The sequence below is a fragment of the Nocardia sp. NPDC055321 genome (assembly GCF_053645575.1).
Genome location: NZ_JBSHMS010000013.1, coordinates 96,966 through 115,279, shown reverse-complemented (window position 1 = coordinate 115,279; position 18,314 = coordinate 96,966). Strand labels below are relative to the sequence as shown.

Here is an 18,314-nt window from a genome sequence, read left to right as displayed (position 1 = left end):
GACTCTGTTCCGTTAGCCAATCGTTTACCAGGCGTCTCCGCCGTGTCTCGTGGTCAGCTCGTGTGCTTGCCTTGACGTGCGGTGTGGAGTGCGCCGGCCTCTAGGTGGAGGGCGTCATGACCACGTGGGAAATGCTGCTCCGGCTCGGCACGGGTGTCGGGTTGGGTGCGGTGATCGGGTTCGAACGGCAGTATCGGGCCAGGATGGCGGGACTGCGCACCAACGCGCTGGTCGCCGCGGGCGCGACGTTGTTCGTGCTGTTGTCCGCGCACGGTTTCAACGGTGGTACCGCTGATCCGACTCGTGTTGCGGCACAGATTGTTTCGGGTATCGGTTTCCTGGGCGCGGGGGTGATCCTGCGCGACGGGTTCAATATCCGGGGGTTGAACACCGCGGCCACGCTGTGGTGTGCGGCAGCGGTGGGTTCGCTCGCGGGTGCGGGCATGTACACGACCGCGATCGCGGGCACCTTCGCGGTCGTGGTGGTCAACACCGCGCTGCGCAGCGCGGCGCGGGCGGTGGATCGCCCGCTCACCGACGGCACGGGCGCCGAGTCGCTGTACGCGTTCACCGCCGCGACCGACGACGCGCACGAGGCGCACGTGCGGGCGCTGCTGGTGCAGTCGCTGACCCGCACCGATTTCCGGCTGGTGTCGATCTCGAGCCATGACACGGTGCCGGGCCGGGTCGAGGTGCGCGCGGAGTTGACCGGGGATCGCCGCGATGACCGGCAGATGGAGTCGGCGGTGAGCCGGTTGAGTCTCGAGCCGTCGGTGACCAGTGTCGGGTGGGCGATCGTGCCGGAACCGGAGGTGCACGCATGAGCGCGGCCACTTTCCCTTCGCGGGGTGTGCTGGATCGGCCGCGTTCGCGGTGGGCCGATATCGCGGTGTTCGCCGGTGCGGCGGTGCTGATCTGGGTCGCGGTGCGGGTGTCGGCGGGCATGAACGTGCCCTTCGACGCCGCGGCCGCGCCCTCGAGCATCGACACCGATCCGGCTCTGCTGCCGTACTACGCGGCGCGTTCGCTGCTGCGCATGCTGCTGGCGCTGGGTTTGTCGCTGGTGTTCACGTTCGTGTTCGCCACGGCCGCGGCGCGTCTGCCGCGCGCGGAGAAGATCATGATGCCGCTGCTGGACATCCTGCAGTCGGTGCCGATCCTGGGTTTCCTGGCGGTCACGGTGACCGGGTTCATCGCCCTGTTCCCGGGCTCGTCCCTGGGTTTGGAGGCGGCCTCGATCTTCGCGATCTTCACCTCCCAGGCGTGGAACATGGCCTTCGCGTTCCACCACAGCCTGGTGTCGCAGCCGCGCGAACTCGACGAGGCGGCCCGGAATCTGAGATTGTCGCGCTGGCAACGGTTCTGGCGCATGGACGTGCCCTCGGGCGTGTTCCCGCTGGTGTGGAACGCGATGATGAGTTTCGGTGGCGGCTGGTTCTTCCTGACCGCCGCGGAGGCGATCAGCGTCAACAACCGCGAGTACGCGCTGCCGGGCATCGGCTCGTACGTGGCCAGCGCGACGGCCGAGAGCGCCACCGGCAAGGTGCTGTGGGCGATCGCGGCGATGATCGTCATGGTGGTCGGGCTCAACATACTGTTCTGGCGTCCGATCACGGTGTGGGCCGAGCGATTCCGCGTCGAGGACACCGAACCCGCGCACGCCCCGCGCAGCCTGGTGCTGGATCTGCTGCGGCGCTCGCACATTCCGGGCCTGCTGAGCCGGATGTTCGGGCCGCTGGTCTATCCGCTGGATCGGGTGATGCGCGTGTTCGGGCTCGCCGAGCATCGGCTGTTCGTGCCGCGCACGCGCCGGCGGGTCAGCGACGCGGTGTTCACGACGGTGGTGAGCGTGGCGCTGGTGAGCGGCACGTTCGCGATGCTGGGCTACATCCACGACACCGTCGGGTTCGGAGAACTCGCGCACGCCGCGGAGCTGGGTGCGATCACCCTGCTGCGCGTCATCATCCTGCTGATCTTCGCGACCGCGATCTGGGTGCCGATCGGAGTCTGGATCGGGTTGCACCCCCGCGTGTCCCGCATCGCGCAACCGGTCGTGCAGGTGCTGGCGAGCTTTCCGGCGAACTTCCTGTTCCCGCTGGTGACCGCGGTGCTGGTGGCCACGGGCGCGAGCCTGCAGTGGGCGGGCATCGTGCTCATGGCCCTGGGCGCGCAGTGGTACATCCTGTTCAACGTGATCGCCGGCGCCTCGGCGGTGCCCAACGATCTGCGCGAAGCCGCGGCCACGCTGGGGCTGCCGCGCCGATTGTGGTGGCGCAGGCTGATTCTGCCCGCGATCTTCCCCAGCTATGTGACCGGTGCGATCACCGCGGCGGGCGGGGCGTGGAACGCGTCGATCGTCGCCGAGATCGTCGAGTTCGGTCCCACCACCCTGGTGGCCACGGGCCTGGGCGCCTACATCGCCGACGCCACCCGCGACGGGGACGCCCCGCGCATCCTGGTCGGCGTGCTGGTGATGAGCGCCTACGTGGTCGGCATCAATCGCATCCTCTGGCGGCGCCTGTACGCGCTGGCGCAACGCCGGTACTCGCTGTAGAAGGAGAACTCTCATGACCATCGCAACGGGTGAGGTCCTGATCGACATCGACGATGTCGCCATGTCGTTCACCGGGGCTTCCGGGGAACCGCTCACCGTCCTCGAGCACGTGAATCTGCGGGTGCGCGACGGGGAGATCGTGGCGCTGCTGGGCCGGTCGGGCTCGGGCAAATCCACGCTGTTGCGCGCGGTGGCGGGCCTGCTGGCCCCCACCCGCGGGCAGGTCCGCTACCGGGGCGAGCCGTTGACCGGCACGAATCCCGGTGCGGCCATGGTGTTCCAGTCGTTCGCGCTGATGCCGTGGCTGACCGTGCAGGACAATGTCGAACTCGGGCTGGCCGCGCGCGGGATCGACCCGCGCACCCGGCGCGAACTCGCGCTCGAGGCGATCGACCGGATCGGCCTGGACGGTTTCGAATCCGCCTATCCCAAGGAGCTGTCCGGCGGGATGCGCCAGCGCGTGGGTTTCGCTCGCGCGCTGGTGCTGGAACCGGATCTGCTGCTGATGGACGAACCGTTCTCGGCCCTGGATGTGCTGACCGCGGAGAATCTGCGCACCGAGCTGGTGAACCTGTGGGCCACAGCCGATTTCCCGACCAAGTCGGTGCTGCTCGTGACCCACAACATCGAGGAGGCGGTGCAGCTGGCCGATCGCGTGGTGATTCTGGGCGCCCATCCGGGGCACATCATCGCCGAGGTGCCCATCGAGCAGCCGCGCCCGCGCAACCGGCGCGCGCCCGGTTTCACCGCCATGGTCGATCAGATCTACGGGCTGCTCACCGGCCGCGACACCGACACCGGGGTGAGCGCGCCGGACGCGGGCACCCCGTTCGCCACCCCGCTGCCCGCGGCCTCGGTCGGCGGGATCGCGGGCCTGCTCGAGTTGGTGTACGCCGCGGGCGGGCGCGCGGATCTGCCCGATATCGCCGACGACCTCAGTTTCGAACTCGACGATCTGCTGCCGCTGGTGGACGCGGCCGCGCTGCTGGGGTTCCTGCTGGTGGAGTCCGGGGATGTGCTGCTGACCAATGTGGGCGCGAACCTCACCACCGCCGACATCCATGCCAGCAAACGCATTTTCGCCACCCAGGCGCGTCGGCGCGCTCCCCTGGTGCGCACTGTTTGCAGTGCCCTGGTCGGCAGCGCGGACGGCACGGTGCGCGCGGACTTCTTCCTGGATCTGCTGCGGCGCGGATTCTCCCCCGAGGACGCGCGCCGCCAGCTCGACATCGCTATCGACTGGGGCCGCTACGGCGAATTGTTCGACTACGACACCGATTCGGGGCGGATCACCGCGGACCCGGCGGGCCTCGAGGACCTGCCCGAACACGCGCGCGGACGATAGCACCGCGCGACGGCGCGCGCACGGCGAGCCGAGCCCGCGCGCACATGGTTGACTTCTGATGATCATGTGCCACAGGAGGTTCCGTGTCCGCGCCGTTCATTCCCCCCGGTTTCGACTTCACTGATCCGGATCTGCTCGCCCAGCGTTTGCCCATCGCGGAGTTCGCGCGCTTGCGCCGTACCGCGCCGGTGTACTGGAATCCGCAGCCGCGCGGAGTCAGCGGATTCGACGACGACGGGTTCTGGGCGGTCACCAAACTCGATGACATCAAGGAGATCTCACGTACCCCCGAGGCGTTCTCGGCCGAGGAGAACACGGTCGTTATCCGGTTCACCGAGGACACCACCCGCGATCAGATCGAGATCCAGCGCGAGCTGCTGCTGAACATGGACCCGCCCCGGCACACCAAGTACCGGCGCATCATCGCCAAGGGTTTCACCCCGCGCGCGGTCGACTCGCTGCGTGATGCGTTGCGCGAGCGCGCCGAACGCATCGTGCACGAGGCCAAGCGCTGCGGCGGAGGCGATTTCGTGGAGCAGGTGGCCGCGGAGCTGCCGTTGCAGGCGATCGCGGATCTGATCGGGGTGCCCCAGGCCGACCGGCGCAAGATCTTCGCCTGGACCAATCAGATGATGGGGTACGAGGATCCGGACTTCGACGGCGATCACCGGGTGGCCACCGCGGAGGTGATGGGGTACGCGTGGGGGCTGGCCGAGGAGAAGCGGGCCTGCCCGATGGACGACATCGCCACCTCGCTGCTGCACGCCGATCTCGAGGGTGAGGCGCTGGCCTCGGACGAGTTCGCCTGGTTCGTGGTGCTGCTGATCGTGGGCGGCAACGAGACGATCCGCAACGCCATCACCCACGGGATGAAGGCGTTCGTGGACAATCCCGAGCAGTGGGAGATCTACCGCGAACAGCGCCCGCGCACCGCCCCCGACGAGATCGTGCGCTGGGCCAGTCCCGTGGTGGCCCTGCAGCGCACCGCGGTGGCCGACACCGTGATCGGCGATCAGCGGATCGCGCGCGGTGACCGCGTCGGATTGTTCTACGCCTCGGCCAATTTCGACGAGGACCACTTCGAGAACCCGTACACCTTCGATGTGCTGCGCACCCACAACCCGCACGTCGGTTTCGGCGGCAACGGCACCCACTACTGTGCCGGCGCGAACCTGGCCCGCCTGCAGATCGACCTGATGTTCAACACGATCGCCGAGGTGATGCCGAACCTGCGCCAGGTCTCCGAGCCGGTACGCCTGCGCTCGAGCTGGCTCAACGCGATCAAGAGCTGGCACGTGCACTACGGCTGATCGCCCGACCGCGCCGGGCGGGCCCCGCGGCGGCGGGCCGGGGTCAGGTGAGGCGGGTGATCAGGTCCCGGCAGAGGTGTTGGAGCTCTTCGTCGGCGGTGATGGTGCTCAGTTCGCGGACGCGGCGGGTTTCGGCGAGTTCGGCGTGGAGCAGGGGCAGGGCCGGTGCGGCGTGGGAACCCATCGCGTGCAGGGTGCGCAGGACGTGGCCGGCGGTGGCCTCGTTGGCTTTCCAGCCGTGCAGGAGGGCGTCGAGGACTGCCGGGGCCTCGGGCTCGCCGGCGATGTGCCAGAGGGCGGTCGCGGACCGGACGCGGTTCCAGCCGAACCAGTCGTTGCCGTCGCTCAGGTGTGCGCGCAGGCGCGGCACGGCCGCCGCGGCGGCGGGGCCGAGGTCGGCGAGCAGGTCCGTCAGGGCGCTGAGGTCTCCGTTGGCCGGATCGTCCAGAATGCTCCGCAGCGGCGCGAGCACCGGTTCGTGGTCGCGGCTGATCGCCCACAGCGTGGTGAGTGCGGCTGTGCGCGTGTGGTTTTCGGAGTGCTCGAGCAGGGCGTGCACCGCAGGCAGGGCCGGTGCGGCGGCGGGACCGAGGGTGGACAGCGCGGACAGGGCGGCGCGGGTCAGGTCTTGGTTGTCGTCGCGGATCGCGTCGGTGAGGATGCGGGTGACGTGGGTGCGGGCGTGTTCGCCGCCCAGGCGGCCCAGGGCGTCGAGTGCGGAGTTCGCGGTCATCGCGAACGTGCTCGCGGTGAGGTCGGCGTATTCGAGGTAGGCGCACAGTGGTTCGACCAGAGTGTCTGCCGCGCTAGCTAGTTCGCCCATGACCTGAATCGCGCGCCAGGTGTCCACGTCGCTGTCCAGGGCGACGAGCAGGTCGGATACCGCGCGCGGGTCGCCGAGTCGCGCCAGCGCCCGCACCGCGTTCTGGTGGGAGCGCCGCTCCAGCAGGTCGGGGTCCGCCCAGGCGCGCGCACCGATGCAGCGGTGTTGTGCGGCAAGGTGTTCGGCCAGTGGTTCACGGGCGGGCTCGGCAATGGCATGACAGCGTTCGAGGGTGTCCGCGGCCGCGGCGCGCTCGCGGGGATCGTCGGCGCGAAGGTGTTCGCTCACGCGCAGGATCAGCGCGCCATGGTCACCGCGCCAGCTCATCATGATCGCCCGGGCCGTTGTCAGGGCGGTCAGCCGCAGGTCGAGATCGCTGGTGCGCAACTGTCTGTCGAGCAGGGCCGTCCGGTCCCCGATGCGCGCGCCGAGAGCCTCGTGGATGTCGGCGAGTGAGCGTTCGGTCGAGGACGGTTCGCCCGCGGCCTGCGCCAGGTCGGCGAAGGCGTCGGCGATCTGGGGCGCGAGGTGGCCGGTGTCGGCTCCGGCGTTCGGTGTCCGGGCCGGGTGCGCGGGCACGGTGTCGCCGTCGTGGATGCGGCTCAGCAGTTCGCCCGCGCGGCTCACGGTGTCCGGCGCCGGTTCGACGGTCGGGTGCAGGGCTCGCAGGGCCAGGATGTCCAGCAGCAGTGCGGGTTCGGCGGTGTCGTGTGCGAGCAACGCGTCGAACCAGGCCAGGACGTCGTCGGCGGTGCTCGGTATGCGCTGCGCCAGGAACGCCAGCGCACGCACGACGAGCAACCGCTCGGCGACGGCGGTTTCGGCGTCGTATCGAGCGCGTAGCCGCCCGACCGCGCGCAGGCCGTCGTCCTCGAACAGCGCCAGTGCCGGTATCGCCGCGCGGCGTACCCGCACATCGGGGTCGGTAGCCAACGTAGAAAACAGCGCGTGGTTCTCGGACATCGCCGCCGCGGCTGCGGGACCTCCGTAGGGGTTTCCGTCCCAGTCGAGGTAGAGCTCGTCACCGCATTCGGCGGCGGATTCACCGATCTGAACCAGCAGGTCGACAATGCGAGCGCGGTCGGGTGTGGCGGGGTCCCGGGCCATCTCCAGCAGGAACGGCACACTGGCCGCGGTGCACTGATACACCGAGCCCTGATGGAACACCGCGCTGTAGAACCGGTCCAGCGCCGCGCCGCGCTCGTGGGCATCGCCGGACTTCATCGCCGTCAGCAGCGCGGGCACTTCCTCCGCCGACCCGTACGCGTGCTGCATCGATGCCCAGTCGATGTCCAGGAGTCCGTCGAACATGCCCGGCACTATGCCCGGTGGACCCCGCGCGCGTCGATTCGGGTCGAGAAGCGCTGGCGCACGGCCGATTCCGGGTCGCGGCGGGCCCGGGTCGGTCGGTGCCGAGCCCCGGGCGCGCGGATCGGCGACCTCGACCCCGGAGAGGAAAAGCGGTGCGCCGGGCCCGGGCGTGTGCGGACCGGCGATGGTCGGCGGCCCGGTCGCGGAGGGCTGCGCTCGTGGATCGGGCTCGTCCCGGTCGTTCCCGGTCCGCTCCCGCACCACCGATTACGCACTCTGCCTGGGGTTTCCGGTGCCCGCCCGTGCACCGATGCGTGCCGGCGCCCGGTTTTCGCTAGCATCTGAAACGTTTTGGACAGTGTCAGATCTATTGGGCCGCGCGGCTCGCGGCGGCCCCTGGGGGCCCTATGAAGCAGATTCTGTTCGCGGCGATGATCGCGCTGGCGGTGTCGATCACCTTGACCCCGGTGCTGGTGCGGATCTTCGCGCGCCAGCAGCTGGGGCAGGAGATCCGCGCCGACGGCCCGCGCACGCATCTGGCCAAACGCGGCACCCCGACCATGGGCGGTATCGCGATCGTGGTGGGTATGTGGGCGGGCTATCTGGGTTCGCATCTGATCGGGATCGGCAACGACGAACCGGGGGTGACCGCCTCGGGGCTGCTGGTGCTGGGTTTGGCCACGGCCCTGGGTGTGGTGGGGTTCCTGGACGATTTCATCAAGCTGTACAAGCGCCGCAATCTCGGATTGACCGCCACGGGCAAATATGTGGGCCAGGTGGGCGCGGCGATCGTGTTCGGGGTGCTGGTGTTGCGGTTCCCCGACAGCACCGGGCTCACCCCGGGCAGCCGGCACGTGTCGATCCTGCGGGATCTGCCGTGGTTCTCCCTGATCACCCCGCTGTTCCTGCTGCTGGTGGTGTTCCTGGTGGTGGCCTGGTCCAACGCGGTCAACATCACCGACGGCCTGGACGGTCTGGCCGCGGGCACGATGGGCCTGACCCTGGGCGCGTATGTGCTGATCACGTTCTGGCAGTACACCAACGCGTGCACCTCGCGCCCGGGACAGGGCTGCTACAGCGTGCGCGATCCGCTGGATCTGGCGATGGTGTGCGCGGCCACGGCGGCGGCGTGTGTGGGGTTCCTGTGGTGGAACGCGGCCCCGGCCAAGATCTTCATGGGCGATACCGGTTCGCTGGCGCTGGGCGGGTTGCTGGCGGGGTTGTCGATCACCTCGCGTACGGAGTTGCTGATGGTGGTCGTGGGCGCGCTGTTCTGCGCGGAGATCCTGTCGGTGCTGTTGCAGATCGCGGTGTTCAAGACCACGCGGCGCCGGCTGTTCCGGATGGCGCCCCTGCATCATCATTTCGAGCTCAGCAGCTGGCCCGAAACCACGGTCTCGATTCGATTCTGGCTGTTGGGGGCCGTCGCGGCGGCGACGGGTTTGATGCTGTTCTACGGCGATCATCTGACCGCGACGAGTTAGAGAACTCTGAGGAGTTCGTGAGGGCGCGGTGAGGATTCGATCGCAAAGGACGCCGGTGACCGACCGGGGGCGGGTTTTCCGGCGTACTTCTCAGTAAGGTCTGTCAGCGGACGGTCGCCTCGCGTGCGGGGCGGCCGTGCGGATTGGGCCCCGGAGCTGTTGCGGCCCGGAGGTATACGAAATGAAAAGGACGAGCAGTTGACGCTTCACATGACCGGACGCATCGCGATCGCCGCGCTCACCGTCGTGACCGCCCTGGGATTGTCCGCGTGCGGTGAGGGTGACAAGCCCACGACGACGGCCAAGAGCACCACCACCTCGAAGGTGACCGCGGCGCCGCAGGGCAACTACCCGCCCGCCCCGACCGTGGAGGAGCTGAACGCCGAGCTGACCCGCGTGGTGGATCCGGCGGTGCCCGCGGATCAGAAGACCACGTTCCTGCAGGGTGTGTCGGCCGATCCGAATCTGCCGCAGCTGCTGACCGACTTCTACCAGCAGAACCAGGCCACCATCAAGGTCATCAACGTGACCGATCTGGGTAACGGCACCCTGACCGCGGACGCGCAGGCCGCGATCGCCGGTGGCGCCCCGAACCAGGCAACCGTGCCGTTCGTGGTCGAGGACGGCAAGTGGAAGGTCCAGAAGGAGTGGATCTGCAGCATGCTGGCCCTGGGCAACGTGGTCTCCCCGGCCTGCGCCTGATATCGAATTGCGCTGCGGGAGGGCTTTTTCCCTCCCGCACACGAAAACCCCGTACCTCACCGCGCGATGTGCGCGGCGGGATACGGGGTTTCGTCGTGCGGGGGGATCTGTCAGTGCGCGGCCACGACCGCTCCGGCGACCTCGGGATCCTTGGGTTTGACCCGCGGCAGGAAGTAGGCCGGGATCAGGGTGACCACCAGCAGCACGAGCGCGACCACGAAGGTGTGCCCGAACGCGCTTGCGGCCTGGTCGAATCCGGTCTCGAGGTCACCCGGCGGAGTGTTCTCGGCGACCATGGGGTTGTAGTTCGAGGCGATCGCGGTCTGGGCGAAGCTCTGGTTGTTGAGCAGGTTGGTCAGCACCACCGAGATGACCGCGGTGCCGATCGATCCCGCGGTCTGGTTGACGATGTTCATCAGGGTCGATCCGCGCGCGACCTGCGCGTGGGTCAGGGTCTGGATCGCGGCGGTCATGGTCGGCATCATGGTGCAGCCCATACCGAGGCCGGTCACGAACAGCGCGGTGCACAGCAGCAGGTACGGGGTGTCGGCGCTGACCTGGGTCAGGTACGCCATGCCCAGGGACATGACCGCGATGCCGGTGAGCACGATCTTGCCGGGTCCGATCTTGTCGACCAGGCGGCCCGCGATGGGCATGGTGAGCATGGCGCCCAGGCCCTGCGGGGCGATGAGCAGACCGGCCATGAGCGTGGTTTCCCCGCGCACCTGCTGCAGGTAGCTCGGCAGCAGCAGGCCCGAGCCGAAGAAGGCCATCGCGAACAGGGTCATGGTCAGCACCGCGTAGCGCAGCGACTTGTTCTGGAACAGGCGCAGATCGATGAGCGGATGGCGTGCGCGCATGGCGTGGAACACGAACGCCACCATCAGGATCAGGCCGATGATCGCCGGGATCAGTACGCGTCTGGCGGCCACGGTCCCGGCTTCGGGGATCGAGGACACACCGAACAGGAACAGCGCCAGACCCGGTGAGGCCAGCAGCATGCCGACGAAGTCGAACGATTCCGAGGGTTCGGGGCGGTCGGCGGGGAAGATGATGACCGCCAGCACCAGGGCCACGATGCCGATGGGCAGGTTGATCAGGAAGATCCAGTGCCAGGAGAAGCTGTCGATGAGCCAGCCGCCCAGGATCGGGCCCCCGATGGGGCCCAGCAGCATGGGCACGCCCAGCACGGCCATGACGCGCCCGATCCGGTGCGGTCCGGCGGCGTGGGTCATGATCGTCATGCCCAGCGGCATGAGCATGCCGCCGCCCAGGCCCTGGATGACGCGGAAGGCGATGAGCGATTCGATGCTCCAGGCCGTGGAGCACAGCACCGAGCCGAGCACGAAGAAGATCAGTGCCGCGATGTAGAGGCGTTTGGTGCCGAATCTGTCCGCGGCCCAGCCCGTCAGCGGGATGACCGTGGCCAGGGCCAGGGTGTAGCCGGTCATCGACCACGCCGCGATGGCGTAGGTGGTGTCGAAGGTTTCCTGGAACTTGGGGATCGCGACGGTCACCACGGTGATGTCGAGAATCGACATGATCGCGCCGAGCACGACGACGCCGGCGATCTTGAGCACGCCGGCGTCGAGTTTGTCGTCGCCGGCCGGGCCCGCTTTGGATAAATCCGGAGGAGTGGTCACCGCTTAAGCCTGCCAGTTCCATCCCCGGGTAACCAATAGTGTTGCGCCCGGACACGCCCGAATATTTCGCTCGCACCGCCTGCCCGCACCATACGAGATCCTTTCGCCACCATGGAGCACACCATTGCGCGTCGGACCCCAGCCACGATATCGACAGATAGCGAATAGTGAGCTAACGATTCGGTCGAGAATTCATCCACCGAGTGCGCGGGGCACGCCACTTGTCCACGTACGCTGAGGATTCACCGTGAATGGCAGGAGTTCCCAGCGATGTCCGACCCCGTGCTGGGACTGACCGGTACGCTGACCACGCCGATCCGGGGCCCGCACATGCTCGGTGAGGTTCTGGTCGCCATTCGAGGGGGGACCGAGCTGTACATCGCGCGCGCCGCGGAGCCGCTGGACTCCGGCGCCACCGTCCTGGTGGTGGGCGCGCATCCGGGGCGGATAGTCGATGTGGTGCCGTGGATCCCCTTGCCCGGCGACCATCGTGGGGATATCTGATTTATCAAGGGAGACAACAGTGCTGGGTTATCACGTACCCGATCCCGATGAGGCCATGCTGGTCAGTGGCGGGGGCAGCAAGGACAACGCGCCGTTCCGGGTGGTGATCGGTCACGGCACCTGGGTGCTGCCGTTCTTCCGCAAGGTGCGCTTCCTGTCGCTGGCGATGTTCGAGGCCGAGATCGCCGAACGCTGCGTCACCAAACAGGCCATCCAGCTCGACGTGCGCGCGGTCATCGCGTTCAAGGTCGCCAACGACACCCAGTCCATCGTCAATGCCGCCCAACGGTTCCTGTCCGAACAAGAACAGGAGATGTCGGTGCTGACCGGGCGCATCTTCTCCGGTCATCTGCGCTCGATCGTGGGCTCGATGACGGTGGAGGAGATCATTCGCGAACGCCAGCGCCTGGCCGACGAGGTACTGGTGGCCTCCAAGGTCGAGATGGGCAACATCGGGCTCACGGTCGACTCGTTCCAGATCCAGTCCATCGACGACGGCAACCTCGGCTACATCACAGCATTGGCCGCCCCGCACAACGCCGCGGTCCAGCGTGATGCCCAGATCGCCCAGGCCGCGGCCGCGCAGGCCGCGGCCCAGGCCGAACAGGAGTCGCTGCGCCGTCAGGCCGAGTACTCGCGCGAGACCTCGATCCTGCGCGCGCAATATCAGCACGACATCGACAAGGCCAATGCCGAAGCCGCGCAGGCGGGTCCGCTCGCCCAGGCCGTCGCCCTGCAGGGAGTACTCACCGCGCAGGCCGAACAGGCGCGCAAACAGGCCGAACTGCGCGAACAGCAGTTGCAGGCCGAGGTCGTCAAACCGGCCCTGGCCGAGGCAGAACGGGTGCGCATCCTGGCCGAGGCCGAGGCGAACCGCACCCGCATCCAGGCCGAGGCCGCGGCCTCGAACAATCGCATCGCGCTCGATCAGCTTCTGATCGAACAACTTCCGGAGATCGTCAAGAGCGCGGCGGCGGGTTTGGCGCACGCGAATGTTACGGTCCTCAATGGCCCAGAGGGGGTCGGTGAAATCATCAATGGCATGGTTGGTCAGGGCCTGACTGTCTTCAATTCGTTGCAAAAGGCACTTTCCTCCGACAATGATCGAGCCGCGGACTAGAGTTACCGCGAGGGACGCGGCGACGAGGAGCAGGTGTTCAGGTGTCCATCGGGAAATTGGTGTCGTTCGACAGCTCTCGGGGGTTCGGTTTCATCCGTCCGGAAGACGGTGGGCCGGACGTGTTCGTCCATGTCAACGACATCGGGCTGGATGAGGACGAGTTGCGACAGGGGCGGGTGTTCGAATTCGACGTGACCGAGGGTGATCGGGGGCCCAAGGCCATCAATCTGGCCCTGGCCGCGGGCACGAGCGCACCGCCGCCGCCGGCTCGTTCACACAAAACCAAGGAGCGGGTGCACGGGCAGTTGAGCGCGGCCGAACATCGCCGGCTCATCACCGAACTGCTGCTGGACGCCTCCCCCGCGCTCACCGCCGGGGAAATACTGACCATCCGCGACCGGCTGACCGCGTTCGCCGATCAGCACGGGTGGCTGGAAAACTAGCGGTTCAGGCAAAACAGACCGCTGACCCCGTACGATCTTCGAGGGACCGCGACCGGTGATTTCTCACCGGTCGCACCGTCTACCTGGGTGAGACAACCCGAGGAGGTCGTGTGGAGCTGCCCGTCATGCCGCCGGTCAAACCGATGCTCGCCAAATCGGTCTCGACCCTGCCGCGCGAATCCGGACTGCGCTACGAACCCAAATGGGACGGCTTCCGGTGCATCGTGTTCCGCGACGGGGACGAGATCGAACTGGGCTCACGCAACGACAGGCCCCTGACCCGCTACTTCCCCGAACTGGTGGAACTGCTGGGCAAGGCCCTGCCGGACAAATGCGTGATCGACGGGGAGATCGTGATCGTCACCGAGCACGGCCTGGACTTCGACACCCTGCAGCAGCGCCTGCACCCCGCGGCCTCGCGGGTCAACAAACTCGCGGTCGAAACCCCGGCCAGCTTCGTGGCGTTCGATCTGCTCGCGCTCGGGGACCGGGATCTGACCGGTGAGCCGTTCGCCGAACGCCGGCGACTACTGGAAACCCTGCTCGATACGCGCGGGCCCGACGCCGGCGCGACCCGCATCCACCTCACCCCCATGACCGAGGACCCGGACGTGGCCCAGGACTGGTTCACCCGGTTCGAGGGCGCGGGCTTCGACGGGGTCATGGTCAAAGCCGCGGACCTGGGCTACCTGCAGGACAAACGAGTCATGTTCAAGGTCAAGCACGAACGCACCGCCGACTGCGTGGTCGCAGGATTTCGCTGGCACAAGGACGGCGAAGGCGTCGGATCGCTGCTGCTGGGCTTGTTCGACGACGACGGCAACCTCCATCACGTGGGCGTGGCCAGCTCCTTCACCGCCAAACGCCGCAAAGAGCTCGTCACCGAACTCGCGCCGCTGCGGGAGAACGCGCTCGAGAATCATCCGTGGCGCGAATGGGCCGACGCCGCCGCCCAGGCCCGCGCCGACGGCAAGATGCCGGGCGGGGTGAGCCGCTGGACCGGCGGCAAGGACCTGTCGTGGGAGCCGCTGCGCCCCGAGCTGGTCGCCGAGGTCCGCTACGAACACGTCATGGCCGGGCGCTTCCGCCACGGCGGGCGCCTGGCCCGCTTCCGCACCGACCGCACCCCGCGCTCGTGCACCTACGCCCAGCTCGACGAGGTCGCCCCCGCCGAACTGGCCGACATCTTCGATCAAGCCCGAGCGGCGAAAGGCACTGTGCGGTGAGCGATTCGGTCGAGATCGAGGTCGACGGGCACACCGTCACCATCTCCAACCCCGGCAAGATCTATTTCAGCAAACGCGAGGAAACCAAACTCGATCTCGTCAACTACTACCTCGCGGTCGCCGGGCCCATCATGAACACCATCAAGGATCGCCCGGTACTGCTCGAACGCTATCCCGACGGGGCCGGCGGCAAATCCTGGTTCCAGAAGCGCGTCCCGAAATCGGTGCCCTCCTGGTTGCAGACCACCGAGGTCTCCACCCCCAACGGCACCGTCAGCGATGCTCTGGTCGCCGCGGACATGGCGCACCTGCTGTGGGCGGTCAACCTGGGCTGCTTGGGATTTCACGTCTGGCCCACCCACGCCGACGCCCCCGCCGCGAGCACCGCGCCCCCGGTCCACGACGCGGCCGGCGAACTGCTCCCGCCCACCGGGGTCACCGACGAGTTGCGCATCGACCTCGACCCCTCCCCGGGTATCTCCTTCGACGACCTGCGCGCCGCGGCCCAGCGCACCCGCGAGGTGTGCACCGACCTCGGCATCGACGTGCGCATCAAGACCTCCGGATCGCGCGGACTGCACCTGTACGCGCTGCTCGAGCCGCGCTGGGACGGCTACCAGGTGCGCGCGGCCGCGGTCGCCCTGGCCCGCGAACTCGAACGCCGCCACCCCGACACCATCACCGCCCAGTGGTGGAAGGAGGAACGCGGGTCCCGGGTGTTCGTCGACTACAACCAGAACGCCCCGCACAAAACGGTTTTCGGCGCCTGGTGCGTCCGCCCGAAGGTCGGCGCCCAGGTCTCGACCCCGATCTCCTGGGACGCGCTGCCCGAGGTCACCAACGACGAGTTGACCATCGCGACGGTCCCCGCCCGCCTCGCCGAGCTGGGCGACCCCTGGTCCGACCGCACCCCCCAGGACCTGACCCCCCTGCTCGACCTGTCCGAGAAAGACCTGGCCGCAGGCCTGCAGGACGCCCCCTGGCCCCCGCAGTACCCGAAGATGCCGAACGAACCCTCCCGCGTACAACCCTCACGCGCCCGCAAGGACGCCGAGTAGCGGCACCGGAGCGGTCCGCGTGCGGGACTCGCGCATGCCGGACCTCGCCTGCCCACGCGTACACCGATGAGCGTGCACGGCAGGCACATTCCGCACCGGCCGCCAGCGTGCGGGCTCCGAATTTCACCCCGGGATCGATAGACGCGCGGCGCGAGCGAGGACGACCGCACCGGCCGCACACGTCATCGGCCGAGGCCGGACCCAGGTACGACCGAACCGGCTGGTGGACGGTGAAAGTCCGCCGCCCCGACCGGTACTCGGCGTGCGCCGCCACACGGGCCCGCCGGGTAACTGCGCGGCTGCATTGTCGGCACAACCGCGCACGCCGCACCCGCCGCGCCGATGCCGGATGCACCATGGTGGGGTGAGCACCGAGCGCGTGAAGGTGCGCTGCGTCCTGGTGATCGGCGAGGGCGACAGAGCGATCGCCTACCTCGAAACCCCCTGGCACCCCTCGTGGATGGCCATCCAATGGTCCGCGGCGGTGATAGCCGCCCAAGCCGACCTGCCCCGCAACGAGCTCCCCGGCCGCGAGTTCTGGGTGGACGCCGACCACGGCCCCGCGAACGCCCTGTCCCTGACCAACTTCCGCCTGGTCTTCGACCCCCGCCTCTAGCGAGTTCCGGCCACACCCTGCGGACCGTCACTCGACTCCGGCGATGGCCCCTGACTCAACTCTGCGAAAGCACGCTGCGGCACAAGCTTTTTCGCGCCTTCGGCCAACCCTACTGACGCTCGCTGTGCCCGCGACAGGATGGTGGACGCCAGCGCATCCCGAACGGCCGCCGACCTTCGTTCGGTTCACCCTCCGACCGGCGATACCGCGATGGTCCCGGCTCGACGGGTCGAGCCGGGACCATCCGGTGTTCTCGGTCGTATCGGGTGCACGACTGGCGCGCGTGCGGGGGATCAGCCCGCGCCGTGGACCTTCGGGAAGGACTCGCCGATCAGGGTCGTGAGGGTGTCGGCGAGCAGATCGTGGACCTGGGCGCGGTTCAGGCTCCCGCGCACGATCCATTCGCGGCCCGCGGCCTTGACCAGGCCGCCGTAGCAGCGGACCAGGGCCTGCAGCTCGGCGCTGTGCATCGAATCCTCGAGGCCGACCATCTGCACCACGCGGACCGCCGCGGCGTTGTCGGCCTCGTCCAGGATGCGCTGCACCTCGGGATCGTCACCGATCCCCTCGAGGCCGGTCACCTTCACCCACGTCGTGCCGTGTTCGCCGATCGTGTCGAGCAACCACGACACGCTCGCGTCCACGCGCTCGCGGGTCGTGCCGGTGGGCACCCCCATCTCGAGCGCGCGCGGCAGGGTCACCATCCGGCGCACGACCGCCAGGTACAGGTCGCGCTTGTTGCCGAAGTAGTGGTTGATCAGACCGCGGGCCACCCCGGCTCGCTGGGCGAGCTCGGCGGTGGACACCGCGGCGTACGGACGCTCGCCGAACATGTCGATGGCGCAGGACAGTATCTGCGCGCGGCGTTCGTCGGGTTCGAGCCGGCGCCGCCGCGACGGGGTGTCGTCGGCGGTCACCGGCGCGGTCTCGGTACCGCCGGGCTTCGACGGTGCGTGACTGTCAGAGTGAGCGGGCAATGAGGTCCTTCATCACCTCGTTGGCGCCCGCGAGAATCCGCAGGATCCGGGCGCCGGTGTACAGCTGGGCAATCGGGTATTCGGTCATGTACCCGTAGCCGCCGAAGAACTGCAGGCAGCGATCCACCACATTACCGAGTTGATCGGTCAGCCAGTACTTCGACATGGCAGCGGTGGGAATGTCCAGTTCACCGCGCAGGTGCTTGTCGATGCAGTCGTCCAGGAAAACCCGGCCCACCTTGGCGATGGTGGCGCACTCGGCGAGCTCGAACCGGGTGTTCTGCATCGCGAACAGCGGCTTGCCGAACGCCTCGCGGCCCTTGGTGTACTCGATCGTCAGCTCGACCGCGCGCTCGGTCATCGCCACCGCCATGATCGCGGTGACCAGGCGCTCCTGGGCGAGCATCTGCATCATCTGATAGAAGCCCTGGCCCTCGGCCGAACCCAGCAGGTTCGAGGCCGGCACGCGCAGTCCGTCGAAGAACAGCTCCGCGGTGTCCTGGCCCTTGCCGCCCATCTTGGACAGGATCCGCCCGCGCGTGAACCCGGGGGTGTCGTCGCCGACCTCGGCGAAGATCAGCGAGACTCCGGCCGCGCCCAGGGACGGGTCGGTCTTGACCGCGAGAATGATGCCGTCGCACAGCCAGCCGTTGGAGATGAAGATCTTGGACCCGGTGATGACGTACTCGTCGCCCTCACGCACCGCGCGGGTCTTGATGGCCTGCAGATCCGATCCGGTGCCCGGCTCGGTCATGCCGATCGAGAGCACCATCTCCCCGCTGGCCGCGCGCGGCAGGACCGAGCGCTTGAGCTCCTCGGACCCGAACTCGTGAATGTAGGGCGCGATGATCGAGGAGTGCACCGGCATGCCCATGGCCCCGTCACCCTGCTGGCACTGGGCTTCGATGATGGCCGCCTCGTGCGCGAAAGTTCCACCGCCACCGCCGTATTCGGCCGGAATGGCCGCGCACAGCAGGCCGAGTTCGCCCGCGCGCCGGTAGAGCTCACGGTCGGGGTGGCCCTGTTCGATGAATTTGTCCTCGTGCGGGACCACCTCCTTCTCGAAGAAGGTTTTCGCGAGTCCGCGTACGGCCTCGACCTCGTCGTCGCTCCATGCCGGGCGTGCCATTGTCGTTCCTTCGTCTCCCGGGCGCGCACCACCGCGCCTCGAGGACAAGGGTGCACTGCTATTGGCATC

General features: G+C 68.2%; 16 protein-coding genes. 12 read left to right on the top strand and 4 right to left on the bottom strand.

The features are described from left to right. Positions 1-116 precede the first annotated feature (116 nt). The 4 genes from ACWIGI_RS21835 to ACWIGI_RS21820 all read left to right on the top strand — a co-directional run bounded on the left by ACWIGI_RS21835 (position 117) and on the right by ACWIGI_RS21820 (position 5,209). Complete coding sequence (locus ACWIGI_RS21835) at positions 117-824, top strand: MgtC/SapB family protein (protein ID WP_454204268.1); 708 nt, start codon at positions 117-119, stop codon at positions 822-824. Beyond that, positions 821-2,554, top strand: a complete 1,734-nt coding sequence (locus tag ACWIGI_RS21830) for an ABC transporter permease (RefSeq protein ID WP_454204267.1) — start codon at positions 821-823, stop codon at positions 2,552-2,554. Before ACWIGI_RS21835 ends, ACWIGI_RS21830 begins: the two co-directional genes overlap by 4 nt. Positions 2,555-2,567: 13 nt before the next feature. Continuing rightward, positions 2,568-3,899: an ABC transporter ATP-binding protein gene (locus ACWIGI_RS21825; RefSeq protein WP_454204266.1), complete on the top strand. Its 1,332-nt coding sequence runs from the start codon at positions 2,568-2,570 to the stop codon at positions 3,897-3,899. A gap of 83 nt (positions 3,900-3,982) precedes the next feature. Next, complete coding sequence (locus tag ACWIGI_RS21820) at positions 3,983-5,209, top strand: cytochrome P450 (protein WP_454204265.1); 1,227 nt, start codon at positions 3,983-3,985, stop codon at positions 5,207-5,209. A gap of 43 nt (positions 5,210-5,252) precedes the next feature. Here the strand turns inward: ACWIGI_RS21820 and ACWIGI_RS21815 are convergent, their stop codons facing one another. Then, positions 5,253-7,343 carry a HEAT repeat domain-containing protein gene (locus ACWIGI_RS21815; RefSeq protein ID WP_454204264.1) on the bottom strand — a complete coding sequence of 697 codons (2,091 nt, stop codon included), beginning with the start codon at positions 7,341-7,343 and terminating at the stop codon, positions 5,253-5,255. A 407-nt stretch (positions 7,344-7,750) separates the two neighbouring features. Between ACWIGI_RS21815 and mraY the strand changes: the two genes are divergently transcribed. Together mraY and ACWIGI_RS21805 are read left to right on the top strand one after the other, a co-directional pair. Further along, on the top strand, positions 7,751-8,827 hold the full coding sequence (gene mraY, locus ACWIGI_RS21810; protein WP_454204263.1) for a phospho-N-acetylmuramoyl-pentapeptide-transferase: 1,077 nt from the start codon (positions 7,751-7,753) through the stop codon (positions 8,825-8,827). 198 nt (positions 8,828-9,025) lie between these two features. Then, positions 9,026-9,529 (top strand): hypothetical protein, encoded by a 504-nt coding sequence (locus ACWIGI_RS21805; protein ID WP_454204262.1) that lies wholly within the window; start codon positions 9,026-9,028, stop codon positions 9,527-9,529. A gap of 110 nt (positions 9,530-9,639) precedes the next feature. Here the strand turns inward: ACWIGI_RS21805 and ACWIGI_RS21800 are convergent, their stop codons facing one another. Next, positions 9,640-11,172, bottom strand: coding sequence for a DHA2 family efflux MFS transporter permease subunit (locus ACWIGI_RS21800; protein WP_454204261.1), 1,533 nt, complete (start codon positions 11,170-11,172; stop codon positions 9,640-9,642). Positions 11,173-11,442: 270 nt separating this feature from the next. Between ACWIGI_RS21800 and ACWIGI_RS21795 the strand changes: the two genes are divergently transcribed. The 6 genes from ACWIGI_RS21795 (at position 11,443) to ACWIGI_RS21770 (ending at position 16,139) form a co-directional block, all read left to right on the top strand. Beyond that, positions 11,443-11,676, top strand: coding sequence for a hypothetical protein (locus ACWIGI_RS21795; protein WP_454204260.1), 234 nt, complete (start codon positions 11,443-11,445; stop codon positions 11,674-11,676). 19 nt (positions 11,677-11,695) lie between these two features. Continuing rightward, a complete protein-coding gene (locus tag ACWIGI_RS21790) occupies positions 11,696-12,796 on the top strand; it encodes an SPFH domain-containing protein (protein WP_454204405.1) in 1,101 nt (366 codons plus the stop codon). 41 nt (positions 12,797-12,837) lie between these two features. Then, positions 12,838-13,239 carry a cold-shock protein gene (locus tag ACWIGI_RS21785; protein WP_454204259.1) on the top strand — a complete coding sequence of 134 codons (402 nt, stop codon included), beginning with the start codon at positions 12,838-12,840 and terminating at the stop codon, positions 13,237-13,239. A gap of 110 nt (positions 13,240-13,349) precedes the next feature. Beyond that, on the top strand, positions 13,350-14,465 hold the full coding sequence (locus tag ACWIGI_RS21780; RefSeq protein WP_454204258.1) for an ATP-dependent DNA ligase: 1,116 nt from the start codon (positions 13,350-13,352) through the stop codon (positions 14,463-14,465). Continuing rightward, positions 14,462-15,523 carry a DNA polymerase domain-containing protein gene (locus ACWIGI_RS21775; RefSeq protein ID WP_454204257.1) on the top strand — a complete coding sequence of 354 codons (1,062 nt, stop codon included), beginning with the start codon at positions 14,462-14,464 and terminating at the stop codon, positions 15,521-15,523. Before ACWIGI_RS21780 ends, ACWIGI_RS21775 begins: the two co-directional genes overlap by 4 nt. Positions 15,524-15,887: 364 nt before the next feature. Continuing rightward, the gene (locus tag ACWIGI_RS21770) at positions 15,888-16,139 is read left to right on the top strand and encodes a hypothetical protein (RefSeq protein WP_454204256.1); all 252 of its coding nucleotides are present in this window, start codon (positions 15,888-15,890) and stop codon (positions 16,137-16,139) included. 293 nt (positions 16,140-16,432) lie between these two features. Here ACWIGI_RS21770 and ACWIGI_RS21765 read toward each other — a convergent pair whose 3' ends face one another. Both ACWIGI_RS21765 and ACWIGI_RS21760 read right to left on the bottom strand, forming a co-directional pair. Continuing rightward, positions 16,433-17,116 (bottom strand): TetR/AcrR family transcriptional regulator, encoded by a 684-nt coding sequence (locus ACWIGI_RS21765; RefSeq protein ID WP_454204255.1) that lies wholly within the window; start codon positions 17,114-17,116, stop codon positions 16,433-16,435. After that, positions 17,100-18,245, bottom strand: a complete 1,146-nt coding sequence (locus ACWIGI_RS21760; protein WP_454204254.1) for an acyl-CoA dehydrogenase family protein — start codon at positions 18,243-18,245, stop codon at positions 17,100-17,102. The genes ACWIGI_RS21765 and ACWIGI_RS21760 overlap by 17 nt, the downstream gene beginning before the upstream one ends. Positions 18,246-18,314 lie beyond the last annotated feature (69 nt).